This window comes from Pseudundibacterium arcticum (assembly GCF_042646465.1).
Classification (GTDB): Bacteria; Pseudomonadota; Gammaproteobacteria; order Burkholderiales; family Burkholderiaceae_D; genus Undibacterium_A; species Undibacterium_A arcticum.
Map to the genome: position 1 here is coordinate 1 of NZ_JBHRTP010000036.1, position 14,206 is coordinate 14,206.

The 14,206-nt window shown below is 57.4% G+C and carries 13 protein-coding genes and 1 pseudogene; 13 read left to right on the forward strand and 1 reads right to left on the reverse strand.

All coding sequences use genetic code 11. From position 1 onward, the window contains the following. Positions 1–81: 81 nt before the first annotated feature. The 3 genes and pseudogenes from ACFOFO_RS12025 to ACFOFO_RS12035 all read left to right on the forward strand — a co-directional run. Positions 82–588 (forward strand): annotated as a pseudogene (locus ACFOFO_RS12025) (transposase); the annotation flags it as partial. 457 nt (positions 589–1,045) lie between these two features. Continuing rightward, positions 1,046–2,641, forward strand: coding sequence for an ATP-binding response regulator (locus ACFOFO_RS12030; protein WP_390323250.1), 1,596 nt, complete (start codon positions 1,046–1,048; stop codon positions 2,639–2,641). A gap of 15 nt (positions 2,642–2,656) precedes the next feature. Continuing rightward, complete coding sequence (locus ACFOFO_RS12035; RefSeq protein ID WP_390323251.1) at positions 2,657–3,007, forward strand: response regulator; 351 nt, start codon at positions 2,657–2,659, stop codon at positions 3,005–3,007. A 108-nt stretch (positions 3,008–3,115) separates the two neighbouring features. Here the strand turns inward: ACFOFO_RS12035 and ACFOFO_RS12040 are convergent, their stop codons facing one another. Continuing rightward, positions 3,116–4,009, reverse strand: coding sequence for a LysR family transcriptional regulator (locus tag ACFOFO_RS12040; RefSeq protein ID WP_390323253.1), 894 nt, complete (start codon positions 4,007–4,009; stop codon positions 3,116–3,118). A 159-nt stretch (positions 4,010–4,168) separates the two neighbouring features. Here ACFOFO_RS12040 and ACFOFO_RS12045 point away from each other — a divergent pair, with 159 nt between their 5' ends. From ACFOFO_RS12045 to ACFOFO_RS12090, 10 genes are all read left to right on the forward strand, one after another. Further along, the gene (locus ACFOFO_RS12045) at positions 4,169–4,447 is read left to right on the forward strand and encodes a (2Fe-2S)-binding protein (protein ID WP_390327976.1); all 279 of its coding nucleotides are present in this window, start codon (positions 4,169–4,171) and stop codon (positions 4,445–4,447) included. Further along, complete coding sequence (locus ACFOFO_RS12050) at positions 4,390–4,569, forward strand: hypothetical protein (protein ID WP_390328349.1); 180 nt, start codon at positions 4,390–4,392, stop codon at positions 4,567–4,569. Before ACFOFO_RS12045 ends, ACFOFO_RS12050 begins: the two co-directional genes overlap by 58 nt. Positions 4,570–4,715: 146 nt before the next feature. Then, positions 4,716–6,101 (forward strand): nucleobase:cation symporter-2 family protein, encoded by a 1,386-nt coding sequence (locus tag ACFOFO_RS12055; protein WP_390323254.1) that lies wholly within the window; start codon positions 4,716–4,718, stop codon positions 6,099–6,101. Between the two features lie 58 nt (positions 6,102–6,159). Next, positions 6,160–7,185 (forward strand): XdhC family protein, encoded by a 1,026-nt coding sequence (locus ACFOFO_RS12060; RefSeq protein ID WP_390331604.1) that lies wholly within the window; start codon positions 6,160–6,162, stop codon positions 7,183–7,185. Beyond that, a complete protein-coding gene (locus ACFOFO_RS12065) occupies positions 7,182–7,808 on the forward strand; it encodes a UbiX family flavin prenyltransferase (RefSeq protein ID WP_390331605.1) in 627 nt (208 codons plus the stop codon). The genes ACFOFO_RS12060 and ACFOFO_RS12065 overlap by 4 nt, the downstream gene beginning before the upstream one ends. A gap of 416 nt (positions 7,809–8,224) precedes the next feature. After that, entirely contained in the window at positions 8,225–9,427 is a 1,203-nt protein-coding gene (locus ACFOFO_RS12070; RefSeq protein WP_390323260.1) for a CobW family GTP-binding protein, read from the forward strand. After that, a complete protein-coding gene (locus tag ACFOFO_RS12075; RefSeq protein WP_390323262.1) occupies positions 9,424–11,001 on the forward strand; it encodes an ABC transporter ATP-binding protein in 1,578 nt (525 codons plus the stop codon). Before ACFOFO_RS12070 ends, ACFOFO_RS12075 begins: the two co-directional genes overlap by 4 nt. Further along, a complete protein-coding gene (locus ACFOFO_RS12080; protein WP_390323263.1) occupies positions 10,991–12,085 on the forward strand; it encodes an ABC transporter permease in 1,095 nt (364 codons plus the stop codon). Before ACFOFO_RS12075 ends, ACFOFO_RS12080 begins: the two co-directional genes overlap by 11 nt. Then, complete coding sequence (locus tag ACFOFO_RS12085) at positions 12,070–13,002, forward strand: ABC transporter permease (RefSeq protein WP_390323265.1); 933 nt, start codon at positions 12,070–12,072, stop codon at positions 13,000–13,002. Before ACFOFO_RS12080 ends, ACFOFO_RS12085 begins: the two co-directional genes overlap by 16 nt. Before the next feature lie 111 nt (positions 13,003–13,113). Further along, the gene (locus tag ACFOFO_RS12090) at positions 13,114–14,199 is read left to right on the forward strand and encodes a BMP family ABC transporter substrate-binding protein (RefSeq protein WP_390331606.1); all 1,086 of its coding nucleotides are present in this window, start codon (positions 13,114–13,116) and stop codon (positions 14,197–14,199) included. Positions 14,200–14,206: the final 7 nt, after the last annotated feature.

The window sequence follows — 14,206 nt, forward strand, 5'->3', positions numbered from 1 at the left end:
TAGATATCGGCCTAAATCAACGCGCCAGTGCTCGACCCTACCTGCGAGCGGCTGAGGGGGAAGCTCCCTCGGCCGACTCACCACTTCGGGATGAAGCTGCACATCGGCGTCGACAGCCAGAGCGGGTTGACGCATAGCGCCGTCGTGACAGCGGCCAACGTGCATGACAAACATCCCTTGCCCGACCTGTTGCACGGACAGGAAAGGCGCGTCTACGGCGACAGCGCCTACGCCAGCCAAAAGAAGCTGATACAGGGTAAAGCCCCGAAGGCCAAGGACTTCACGAATCAGCGCACGCGCAAATCAGGAGAAGTTGACGAAATTGCGCGCGGCAAGAACCGCAACAAATCGAAGATCCGGTCCAGGGTCGAGCACGTCTTTGCCGTGGTGAAGCGTCTGTGGGGATTTGCCAAGGTCCGCTATCGCGTACCGAGTTTGCTGCAGTCCTTCCTGAACCATCGGTGCTTCCTACGCAGCCGGCGTCCCGCGCATGTAGGCAAAAGTCCCAAGCAATTGATGACAGGACAAGGCCATCCTCACTGGCTCACGCTTCTGGGCTTGGGGCCACTTCAGCCCAAGCGGGCTTGACCCACGGGGAGGCCGACCAGCCTCCCTCGGCATCGCCCCTTCAAACTGAAATCCCTCCTTCACAGGTGGAAGGATTCCCTTTGCCTGTGTCAGCCAAAAATGGCACCTTTTGAACCACGCCAAGTTTTGCGGCATGAAGAAATTGAGTCGTCAAAATTCTTTAATTTGCACCATACATGGACGCGTCCTTGTTTCACGCCAGCAAACTGCCCTGCAGAAAGGGTTCTGGGCCCTGCCTGATGGTCTCGAACAGGGGCGGCATGCCCGCTTTGCGCTTATCCTAGCAGCTTGACCTGTCCTGGATCACGGCACACACTATATTGTGCAAGATCCGGTGATGGGTGAACGGGTTCAGCAATGCACGGGTTGGTGGAACTGGACGACCGGTGAGCCTCGACGCGGAACGCCTGGGCGCGGTGCGAAAAAGTTGTATTTAAGCTTATTGAGGTAGGCGAACATGCGAAAACGACATCCCCAACCGCCGGGAAAATTGCCTTCTTTAGCGGGTGAAATTGATGAGGGCGAACGGCGCTTTAGATCGCTTGCAGATGCGATCCCCCAACTCGTGTGGACAATCAGTCCGGATGGCAGAGAGGAGTACTGCAACCAACGGTGGATCACCTATACAGGACTCACGTTGGAGCAAGGCCAATTCGGGGATTGGAGGAGTCTAGTATTCCACCCGGATGATTTGCAACCTGTGATCGATCGCAGGACGAGCGCATTAGAGAGCGGTGAGGCTTATGAGATTGAATACCGCTTGAAAAGAGCGTCCGATGGCGTCTATCGATGGCATCTTGGCCGCGCATTACCGGTGAAAGACTCCAATGGACATATCGTCAAATGGGTTGGGACCAGCACCGACATCGAGGACCAAAAGCAACTGCAGGCAGCGGCCGAAAGCGCGAACCGCGCGAAATCGGATTTCCTTTCCGGCATGAGCCATGAGCTGCGCAGCCCGCTGAATGCGATCCTCGGTTTCGCGCAGCTGATGGCGTCCGATTCCCCGCCGCCGACGCCCTCGCAGCAGGCCAGCATCGATCAGATTCTCCGGGCCGGATGGCATCTGCTGGAGCTGATCAATGAAGTGCTCGATCTCGCAAAGATCGAGTCCGGCCAGGTGTCGCTGTCGCAGGAACCGGTGTCGCTGGCCGAAGTCATGCGTGAATGCCAGGGGATGATCGAACCGCAGGCGCAACAGCGGGGCATTCGCATGACCTTTCCCCGGTTCGACCTCCCTTGCTTTGTCCATGGCGACCGGACTCGGGTCAAGCAGATCCTGATCAACCTGCTGTCCAACGCGATCAAATACAACCGCGCACAGGGAACGGTCGAGGTCACGTGCAGCGCGCGCATCTCGGAACGCATGTGCGTCAGCGTCAGGGACACCGGCGCAGGATTGCCGCCGGACAAGCTGGCGCAGCTGTTCCAGCCGTTCAATCGTCTCGGACAAGAAGCCGGCGCCGAGGAAGGCACCGGCATCGGCCTCGTGGTCGCCAAGCGGCTAGTCGAACTGATGGGGGGCGCGATCGGCGCAGAAAGTACCGTCGGCGCGGGAAGCGTGTTTTGGTTCGAACTACGCTCGGCAGCCGCGCCACAAGTCACGACTGGCGCAGCCGAACCCGCCATGCTTGCCAAAGCGCAAGTTCAGAATGGCGCGTCGCTGCACACCTTGCTCTATGTCGAGGACAACCCGGCGAACCTGGAACTGGTCGAACAACTCATCGCGCGCAACACCGAGATGCGCCTGCTAACCGCGGTGAACGGGCAGCTCGGCATCGCGCTGGCGCGCACCGCGCAGCCGGAGGTGATCGTGATGGACATCAATCTGCCGGACATCAGCGGAGTTGACGCCCTGAAAATCCTGCGCGACGACCCGGCAACGGCGCACATCCCGGTTGTCGCCCTCAGTGCCAATGCGATGCCACGCGACATCGAGAAGGGCATGCAGGCAGGATTCTTTCGCTACGTTACCAAGCCAATCAAGCTCGATGAGTTCATGGACGCGCTGAACGTGGCACTGGCATTCGCGAGGGTTAATCAGCGCCAATGAGGCAGGACGCATGCGATGATCAGTTCATCCGACCTACTTGACGCCAGCGTCCTTGTCGTTGACGACATGGAAGCCAATGTCCTGCTGCTCGAGCGGATGCTGCGCGGTGCCGGCTACACTTCTATCACGTCGACGATGGATCCGCATGCGGTCTGCGCGCTGCACCGAAAAAACCGCTACGACCTGATCCTGCTCGATCTGCAGATGCCCGGCATGGATGGATTCCAGGTGATGGAGGGCTTGAAGGAAATCGAAACGGACAGCTACCTACCGGTCCTCGTGATCACCGCCCAACCGGGTCACAAGCTGCGCGCGCTGCAAGCCGGCGCGAAGGATTTCGTCAGCAAACCGTTTGATCTGGGGTAGTCGTCCTTTTCGTGCACGGGGTTATGCACGAAAAGGACGACTACCCCCAATACCGAATGTTTGTCTATGCTGCGTGACATCACTGCAAATGTAGCGAGGGTGCGGGCCTCACTTATCTGATTCTTGCGCAACTAGCTCCCGCACGGTTTCCAAAAAAACCTGCAAGACCGGCGACGGGTCTTCCTTGCGATAGATCGCATAGAGCGTGGTCTGCGGCGCCGGCTGTGTCAGCGCGCGATAGACGATACCGCTATGAACAAAATGCGCGGTCGATGCGGGCAGCAGCGCAATACCCAATCCCTCTCTTACAAGACCAAGTAAGGTCTGCACTTCGACTACCTGCTGGTGGATGCGCGGTGTAAAGCCGGCTTCGATACAGCATTGCCGCAAATACTCTGCGAATTGCGATTGGCCGAGCTTAAAGAATATGAACGGCTCTTCTGCCAAGTCTGCCAACTGCAAGCGGGTACGTTTAGCGAGACGGTGACCTTGCGGTAATACGGCCGCGATCGCCTCGCTTGAGAGCGGCTCGCTGGCCAGTTGTGCATCGTCTTGCGCGGTGCGAAAGAAACAAAGGTCGAGGCGCCTCTCCTTCAACGCTTCCAGCTGTGCGGCAGGCATCAGCTCGCGCAGCGTCCATTTCACATCGGGGTAGCGTTCCTGGAACACGCGCAGGGTGTGCGGCAGGATGCCGACCATGACCGAGCTGATCATCCCGATTTCCAGTTTGCCCAGATGACCGCGCCCGGCTTGCCGGGTGAGATCGACCGCGCGCTCCATTTGCGCAAATACCAACGGCGCTTGTTCTTTTAACGCGACGCCCGCGGCTGTCAGTTCGACCCGCCGTTGCGTCCGCAAGAACAGTGGCGTTCCTAATTCCAATTCCAGTAAGCGAATTTGCTGACTCAGCGGCGGTTGCGACATGTGGAGGCGGGTAGCCGCACGCCCAAAATGGAGTTCTTCCGCGAGCACAGAGAAATAGCGTAAAAGGCGCAGATCCATACTCTGTAGATATCAATCAAGGGTAAAGAATATATTGTACATACCAACGCGGTTTACCCATACTCAGCACGAATTCATAGCGAAAGCAAGCGCGCCCAGCACAGATGACGGGTATCCGCATTGCGATAGAGACAAACAAAGAGAGCCATGAGAGCGGACATGATCCATGTAAACGTCAACGGTAAATCGTACCCGGTCAAAGTCGAGCCCGATACACCGGTGCTGTGGGTGTTGCGCGAGCACTTAAATCTGGCAAGCACGAAATTCGGTTGCAGTGCGGCGCTGTGTGGCGCGTGCGCTGTGCACCTTGACGGCAATTCGCCAAACAGTTTTAGCTATAACGAAGAGCGACCGCATGACGCATTGGAAAGCTTGCCTCAATGCTATATCGCAAACAGTTGCTCACATGGAAAAATTCTATTTTTGAAATCGACTTAACAGGGAGGCGTGCGGAAAAGCGTGGGGCGATTGCTGGCGATATTCAACCGAGAAGGCCAAGTTTGGCAATTGCTTGCGGCAACCTGACCGCCATAAAAGCGTGTATTTGGCAAATGATCTAATTCATCGAGTAACACGATTGATAAATATTTTCTAGCTATTTACCGATAACTGACGAAGTGGCACTCTGGTCTCGCGCTTCACCGACTCTAGCGTATCGCCGGGGATGCCATCTCAGGAAATCGGGCGAATAAAAGTAGGAGACAACATGAGCAATTCTGCGCAAGTGAATACCGTCGACGAAATTCTTCCAGCCCCTAAGCTTTTCATATTGGGCTTGCAACACGTGCTGGTGATGTATGCGGGAGCCATCGCAGTTCCTCTCATCATTGGCGGTGCGCTGAAGATGCCGAAGGATGAAATCGCGTTCCTGATCAGCGCCGATCTGTTTTGCTGCGGCCTCGTGACGATGCTTCAGTGCATTGGTGTATGGAATATTGGCATCCGGCTCCCCGTGATGATGGGCGTGGCTTTCACCGCGATTGCACCGATTATCGCGACTGGCACCAACCCGGAGCTCGGCATGCAGGCGGTTTTCGGTGCGGTGATCGTCTCGGGGATCTTCACGTATCTGGTGGCGCCTTACATGAGCGGCTTGGTCCGCTGGTTCCCGCCGATCGTTACCGGTTCCGTGGTGCTGGTGATCGGTATCTCGCTGATGCGAGTCGGCATCAACTGGGCTGCAGGAGGTCAACCGATGATGTCGAGTCCGACCGGGCCGACTCCCAATCCGCTCTACGGCGTTCCGGTGAATCTGGCCATTGCTGGAACTGTGCTCCTGTCGGTGCTGCTCTGCACCGCCTTCGTTAAGGGCTTCGTCGCCAACATCTCGGTGTTGTTGGGAATCACGCTAGGTTTTTTCATCGCGGTCACGCTCGGCAAAGTGAGTTTCGCCGGCGTAGCCACTGCCGGATGGTTTAACTTGATCAGGCCGTTTCACTTTGGCTTGCCGACGTTCGATCTGCTGTCGATTGTCACGCTAAGCGTCGTCATGCTGGTCATGATGATCGAATCCACAGGGCTGTTTCTCGCACTGGGTGACATCACCGGACGGCCAATATCGAAGAATGACCTCGCGCGCGGACTGCGTGCCGACGGCATCGGCAATATCATCGGCGGCATCTTCGGCACATTCAGCTATACGTCGTATTCGCAGAATATCGGACTGGTTCAGATGACGGGTGTGCGCAGCCGGTGGGTATGCGCCGCGGCTGGTGCGATCCTGGTCGTTCTTGGATGCCTGCCCAAGATGGCATTTCTTGCGGCTTCGATCCCGCAGTACGTGCTTGGCGGCGCGGCCGTCGTGATGTTCGGCATGGTGGCAGCGGCCGGCATCAAAATTTTGACGCGCGTCGATTTCGCCAACAATAGCAAGAATCTCTACATCGTGGCCGTCAGCCTCGGCCTCGGGATGATTCCATTGGTGGCAGATCGGTTCTTCACGCAACTCCCCGAACTCGTGGCCAAGTTTTTTCAAAACGGGATTCTGCTCGGAGGGTTCGCGGCAGTGGCGTTGAACCTGCTCTTCAACTATCGGAGCACGGCAGCTTACGAAGGTTTCACATTTGAGGATAACCCTGTGAAGGCGCACTGATCAGAAACCGCAACAAGCACAATCGTCTACAAGCAGAAACTTATCGTGTCGGAGCAATATGGATAGCATCAATCTCGAAGTATTGAAATCCTGTGAGGAATGGATTTCTGATGGACGTCCATGTGAACTGGTGACGGTCATCAGGACGTGGGGCTCTAGTCCGCGACCGGAAGGGGCGATGCTGGCGATTTGCGACGACGGTTGTGTGGTCGGTTCGGTATCGGGCGGTTGCATCGAAGACGATCTGATCGACCGCGTGCGCAGGGAAGGTATTACACGCACCAGACCCGAGATTGTCACCTATGGAATTACAGCAGACGAGGCCCATCGCTTCGGATTGCCGTGCGGCGGCACGATTCAGCTGGCAATCGAACCATTGTCGAACGACAGCCGCGTCACCGAACTTCTGCAACGTTTGTCGAAAAATGAGTTGGTCGCGCGCCGGCTTTATCTGTCATCGGGAGCAGTGACACTTGGACCAGCCACAACCGGCATGAGCATGCAAGTCTCTGAAACTGCGATGACCACCATACACGGCCCGCGCTGGCGCTTGCTGATCGTCGGCGCCGGACAGTTGTCGCGCTTCCTGGCGCAAATTGCGATTGGCATGGATTACCACGTCACGGTCTGTGATCCGCGCGAAGAATACCGTGAGGGATGGCAGGTTGCAGGCGTCGAGGTAATTCATGCGATGCCGGACGATCTTGCGATAGAGATGAAACTTGACAGTCACAGCGCAGTCATTGCGCTGACGCACGATCCCAAGCTGGACGACTTGGTATTGATGGAAGCGCTGCGCTCAGATGCATTTTACGTCGGTGCGATCGGCTCGCGCGTGAACAACGCGAAACGTCGCGAACGCCTCAAACTATTTGATGTGAGTGACGCCCAATTGAGCAAGCTGCATGGTCCGATCGGGGTTTACATCGGCAGCAAAACGCCGGCCGAAGTTGCGATTTCGATTCTGGCTGAAATGACTGCAGTCAAAAATGGTGTGCCGTTACTGGACGAAGCGCGTATCGAGAATGCGAAAACTGCGCAGCGCCAGCGCCCCTCCATAGATTTGTGTGAAGGAGCACCATGAAAAAACGTCTGGTGGTTGCGATCACTGGCGCAAGCGGCGCCGTGTATGGCGTGCGGATGCTACAGGTTTTGTCGCAGCTGGACGATTGGGAGAGTCATCTGGTGATCTCTTCTTCAGGAGCACTGACGGCGCTGCATGAGCTGACAATGCGACGGCCGGAAATCGAGGCATTGGCGGACGTAGTGCACAACGTGCGCGACATTGGCGCCTCGATTGCAAGTGGGTCGTTTCAATGCGATGGCATGGTGATTGCCCCGTGTTCTATGCGAACGCTCGCAGCTGTCGCACATGGCCTCGCCGATAATTTGATCACACGCGCCGCCGACGTCATGCTGAAAGAACGCCGTCGGCTGGTGTTGCTGGCGCGTGAGACCCCGCTTAATCTTGCACACCTGCGTAACATGACTGCGGTAACCGAGTTGGGGGCGATCGTGGCTCCCCCTATGCCGGCCTTCTACAATCTGCCAGGCACGATCGACGATATCGTGAACCATACCGTCGGTCGTACCCTTGATCTTTTCAATGTGGAGCACGCCGGGTTGTTACAGCGCTGGCAAGGACTAAAAAAAACCGCCGCGCTGGTAAAAGAATCGGTATCGCGAGAGCACTTGATAAGCATTTAATTTGTCCTTGACATGGATTTGAATAGAAAATCTAAATAGCGTCATGAGTGGGTAGAAGCGATCAGCTGTGCATCCGAAGGCGCAATGCCGAAGGATGGTAAGCGGGAGATTGCTCACTGTGAAACTGTCGTCCGATAGACATTGAAACATTGGACGATCCGACAGTGATGTGATTTTTCTCTACCAAGAGCTGTAATGCATAACTCATTATTCCTCCTCATTAAGTCGTCCGCATTTGATGCGGTCGTCGTTGCAACAAGTCAAATTTTTGCCCCGTCGTCTCGCCGGAGACGGTCGCGTTTCCGACCGGCCGGTATGTCGAAGCAGGGCACGGTTACGTCTCTCGCGCGTTGTCGCGCCACACACTGCTATTCCATCACCCCTGATCGGGACCCACCACCAATATCGGAGCAGACATGAAAGAAGCAACCATCATGACCAACAACACAACCACCGCATCGCAGCAGGTTCCTGTAACGATACTCACCGGTTTTCTGGGCTCGGGAAAAACGACGCTGCTCAACTACATCTTGACAGAGAAACATGGCCACCGCATCGCAGTGATCGAGAATGAGTTTGGCGAAGTCGACGTCGACTCCGATCTAGTACTGACATCTGAGGAAGAGATTTTCCAGATGACCAATGGCTGCATCTGTTGCGTGATCGATGTGCGCACCGACCTGGTACGTATTCTGCAAAAGCTGCTGGCACGCAGCGAGAAGTTCGACCATATCCTGGTCGAGACTAGCGGCCTGGCCGATCCGACGCCGGTCGCGGCCACCTTTTTCATGGACAACGAGGTCGCGCGTCAAGTGAGCCTCGACGGGGTAGTGACACTGGTGGATGCACTGCACATCGAAGGCCACCTCGATGATCCCCAGCTGCAGGGCATTGACAACCAGGCGGTCGATCAGATCGTGGCAGCCGATCGCATCATTATCAACAAGACTGATTTGGTCGACGAAGCGGCAATCGTTGCACTAGAGAAGCGCATTCGCCGCATCAACGCGGGAGCCCAGATCATGCGCTCAAGCCACGCCCAGGTCGACCTCACAAAGATCCTTGGCATCGGTGGATTCTCTTCGTCATCCGCGATGGCGACCGATCCCCATTTTCTGGACGAGCACGAACACGCTCACGTTTGCGATGACACATGCGAGCACGATCATGAGCATGAGCATGAGCATGACCACGTGCAGGCGGGTGGTGCGGCCCACGGCCATATGCACGACCCTTCTGTCCAGTCGGTCTCATTTGTTTTCGACATGCCATTCAATAAGCAAGCGCTAGACGCCCATCTGGCGCAACTGCTGGCCACCCACGGCGACGACATCTTCCGGCTGAAAGGGATTCTTGCAATAGCCGGTGACGATAGGCGCTACGTGTTGCAGGGGGTGCATCGCGTGCTGGAGCTGCGGTCTGCGGATGCATGGGATAGCGCAACGCGTTCCAGCAAAGTCGTGTTCATCGGCCGCAACCTCGATCGGCGCAGTTTGCAAACAGGGTTGCTCGAGTGCGTGTATGCAGCCGAAGCGGCGCCTCGAGAGACGCTGCGCGTGCCAGGTTTGTCACCAATGCCGGTACGTGATACAAACGACGTCGCAGAGGAGAACAAATGAGCGATAAAGCCAACACGCCGCGGCTTATGTTGCGGGGTATCTGCAAGGTCTATCCGTCGGTGGTTGCCAACGACGGCATCGACCTGAGCGTGATGCCGGGCGAAATTCATGCGGTACTGGGCGAGAACGGCGCCGGCAAATCTACGCTGATGAGAATCATTTACGGCGTGACGCGACAAACGTCGGGAGAAATGTTTTGGGAAGGCGCTCCGGTGCAGGTTGAAAATCCGGCACACGCGCGCCAGCTCGGCATTGGCATGGTGTTCCAGCACTTTTCACTATTCGAGACGCTCAGCGTGGTGGAAAACGTCGCGCTGTCGCTGCCCGGCAGGCCTGACCTCGGCTACCTCGCGCGCCGGATCGAGAAAGTGTCGGAGAAATATGGATTGCCGGTCGATCCGCGCCGCCTGACTCACGGGCTGTCGGTCGGCGAGCGCCAGCGGGTAGAAATCATCCGCTGCCTGCTGCAAAATCCCAACCTGCTGATCATGGACGAGCCGACTTCGGTGCTGACGCCGCAGGCGGTGCGCAAGCTATTCGATACCCTGCGCCAGTTAGCCGACGAAGGCTGCAGCATTCTGTATATCAGCCACAAGCTGGATGAAATCCAGGAACTCTGTCACACCGCCACCGTCCTGCGCGCTGGCAAGGTCACCGGCGCTTGTGTGCCGGCACAGGAAACGCCGAAGTCGATGGCCCGCATGATGATTGGCAAGGATCTGCCGGTATGCGAACACGGTGCGCCCAGTACTGGAGGCGAGCTGCGCTTACGCGTGGAACATCTGTCACAAAAGTCGGATGACCCGTTCGGCGTGGATCTCAAAGATATTCATCTGGAAGTAAGGTCGGGCGAGATCGTCGGCATCGCCGGAGTCTCCGGCAATGGGCAGCAGGAACTGCTCTACGCGCTCTCGGGCGAGGCGCCGCTGGTCGAGAAGTCGCCGGTGCAGATTTGCGGCATCGCAGCGGGATGCATGGGCCCCGACAAGCGTCGCACGCTCGGACTGTGTTTCGTGCCGGAGGAGCGACTCGGCCGCGGCGCGGTGCCGCGCATGTCGTTGTCCCAGAACGCGCTGCTGACGGCCTACGGCAGCGGCATGGTGCGCTACGGCCTGATCCGCTTCGCCGTGATGCGCGACTTTGCCGAGCGGTGCATTGCACGCTTCAACGTCAAATGCGGCGGACCTGATGCGCCGGCGCGTTCGTTGTCCGGCGGCAACTTACAGAAGTTCATCGTGGGGCGCGAGATCATGCAGCAGCCCAGCCTATTGATCGTCGCGCAGCCGACCTGGGGTGTGGACGTCGGCGCAGCAGCCTTCATTCGACAGGCGCTGCTCGACCTGCGCGACGCAGGAGCGGCGGTGCTGGTGATCTCGGAAGAACTGGATGAACTATTTGAAATCAGCGACCGCATTGCGGTGATTGCCGGCGGTCGGCTTTCGCCGGCCACACCTGCAAGCGATACCAATGTCGAGGAGATTGGAGTGCGCATGAGCGGGATGTGGGTCAGTGCCGTCGGTACTGCAAAAAGTAATCAGGGCGTCAACGCCAAGGAGATTCAGCATGTTGCTTAGACTGGAAGCGCGTCCGGAGGCGTCGCGACGCATGCGCTATTTATCGCCCGTGATTGCAGTGGTATTGACGCTGCTGGGCAGCTTGATTCTGTTTGCCGCGCTCGGCAAGAATCCGATCGAGAGCTTCAAGGTCTTCTTTTTCAATCCGGTGCACGATCTGTATGGCATGTCCGAATTGTTATTGAAGGCCACGCCGTTGATGTTGATCGGTGTGGGACTGGCGGTCGGATACCGGGCCAATGTGTGGAACATCGGCGCTGAGGGTCAATTCATCCTCGGCGCCATTTCCGCCACCGGTGTCGCATTGCATTATCAGCACGTAGCCAGCGTCTGGCTCCTACCTGCAATGGTCGTGGCAGGCGCGATCGGCGGGGCGCTGTGGGCGGCCATCCCTGCATTTCTGCGCACCCGCTTCCGCGCCAATGAAATCCTGGTCACGCTGATGCTGGTCTATATCGCCCAATTTTTTGGCTCGTGGCTGGTGCATGGCCCATGGAAAAACCCGGAGGGTTTCAACTTTCCACAGACCAAGATGTTCGCCGATTCTGCACTGCTTCCGCTGCTAATCGAAGGTACCCGTCTAAATACTGCGTTTCTGATGGCGCTGACCGCGCTTGGGGTGGGCTACGTTTTTTTGGAGCGCAGTTTCTACGGCTATCAGATGCAGGTGGCGGGTCAGGCCGACGCTGCCGCGCGGTACGCCGGCTATTCGGCGCAGCGCACCATCTGGATCGGCCTGCTGGCAGGTGGCGCCATGGCCGGTGTGGCTGGTATGTCCGAAGTGGCCGGTCCGATGGGTCAGTTGACCGAATCTATCTCCAGCGGCTACGGCTTTGCGGCAATTATTGTGGCTTTTGTGGGACGCCTCAATCCTATCGGTATCTGCTTCGCCAGCTTGTTGATGGCACTGCTGTTTTTGGGCGGCGAGCAGGCCCAGCAGTTCATTAACTTACCGTCCTCGATCTCCAAGGTATTTCAGGGAATGTTGCTGTTCTTCCTGCTCGCCTCAGATCTGTTCATCAGCTACCGGCTTCGTTTCGATGGCGCCGCGACATGGAGAAAGTTTATATGGAAAACTACCTGATCACCTCAATCATTGCTGCCACCATCGTTGCCGGCACGCCCTTGATTCTCGTCGCGATGGGAGAGCTTGTTACCGAAAAAGCCGGCGTGCTCAACCTGGGGGCCGAAGGCATGATGTCGGTCGGCGCGGTGGCAGCGTTCGCCGTGGGATTTTCCGGAGGCAGCCCGTTTTCTTCTGTGCTGGCCGGGATGGCTGCCGGCTGCGCAATGTCGCTGGTATTCGGCTTCCTGACATTGACCATGCTGGCTAATCAGGTCGCTTCGGGCCTGGCGCTGGCGATCTTCGGCGTCGGCCTGTCGGCATTCATTGGCAAACCGTACGAGTCAGCGCCGCTCTCGATGGTGCCGCCGATCCGCGTTCCGTGGCTCGCTGATATTCCGGTCATCGGCCCTGCATTTTTCAATCAGCAGTCGCTGGTGTATTTCTCATGGGTGCTGGTCGCCGCAGTGATCTGGTTTTTGTACCGAAGCCGTTGGGGGCTGGTGTTGCGCGCGGTGGGCGAGTCGCCGTCCGCGGCGCATTCGGTGGGTTACCGGGTGATCGCGCTGCGTTACGCAGCGGTCGCGTTCGGTGGTGCGATGGCGGGCATTGGTGGCGCGTTCATGTCGGTGTACTACACCCCGCTGTGGGCAGAGGGCATGGTTGCCGGACGCGGCTGGATCGCGCTGGCACTGGTGGTGTTCGCCACCTGGCGTCCGCTGCGCGTAGTGCTTGGCGCGTATTTGTTCGGCGGTGTGATGATTTCGCAACTGTTCGTCCAGGGCGCCGGCCTGAAGATCGATGTGCCATCGCAGTTGCTGTCGTCGCTGCCGTATTTCGCAACGATCGTCGTGCTGGTGCTGATCTCACGCAATGTACACACCATCCGGCTCAATGCCCCTGTTTCCTTGGGGCAGCCGTTCAGGCCCGATGCATGAAGCTGAAGTTTCTGAAGCGTCACAGCGATTTTGAAGCCCGTGTGGGTAAGCCAAGTCGCATCCTTTGCGTCATCCGTTGGTTGTTCAACTATAAAAGATAGGAGCCTCAACATGTCACACGATTTTCGCCGCACGCATCGCTTTATCGTCAGTTTGGCCGTTGGTCTGGGTTTTGTCGTCTCCGGCCACGCATCCGAACCACTCAAAACCTGCTTCCTATACTCCAATCCAATTGGTGAAAGCGGCTGGACCTATCAGCATGAACTGGCGCGCAAGGAACTGGCCGCGGCGATGGGAAACAAGATCACGACCAAATACGTCGAGAACGTCGCCGAGGGGCCTGATGCCGAGCGCGTCATCCGAAATTTCGTGCAGGAAGGTTGCAAGCTCGTATTCACACCATCGTTCGGATTCATGGAGCCAACCTTGAAAGTAGCGCGGCAATCGCCCAATGTCATTTTCATGAACGGCAGCGGGTACAAGACTGCACCCAACTTGGGCATCTACAACGCTCGCTACTATGAGGGCCGCTACCTGGAAGGAGTTTTGGCTGGCAGCATGAGCAAGAAGGGAGTGGTCGGTTATGTCGGCGCCTTCCCGATCCCGGAGGTGCTGCAAGGGCTGAACGCGTTTACCTTGGGCATGCGCAGCGTCAACCCGAATGCGCACGTCAAACTGATCTGGGTGAACGCGTGGTACGACCCGGGCAAGGAGCGTGACGCGGCCAATACGCTGACAAAGCTGGGCGTCGACGTGCTTGCCTATGCGACCTCCGGGGTTTCTATCGTCACGACGGCCGAAGAAAAAGGTGTGTACACGCTCGGCTACTACTCGGACATGTCCAAGTTCGGCCCCAAAACCAACCTGACGTCAGTGATGCAAACCTGGGGTTCCTACTACGTCAAAGTGGTGGAAGACGTACTTGCCGGTCGCTGGAAATCAACCAGCGCCTTGGGTGGGCTGCGCGAGGGCATGATCAAGATGGCACCTCTAAATAGCGCTGTGCCGGCCGACCTGCGCGACAAACTTGCTAGCCTGGAACGCGACATCATCGACGGCAAGCTACAACCGTTTACCGGACCTATCTACGATCAAGATGGCAAGGAACGCGTAGCTGCAGGCAAGGTCGTAACGAACGAGGAGATGAGCAACATGAACTATCTGGTCAAAGGCGTGGAAGGCACAGCACCGAAGTAATGCGTCG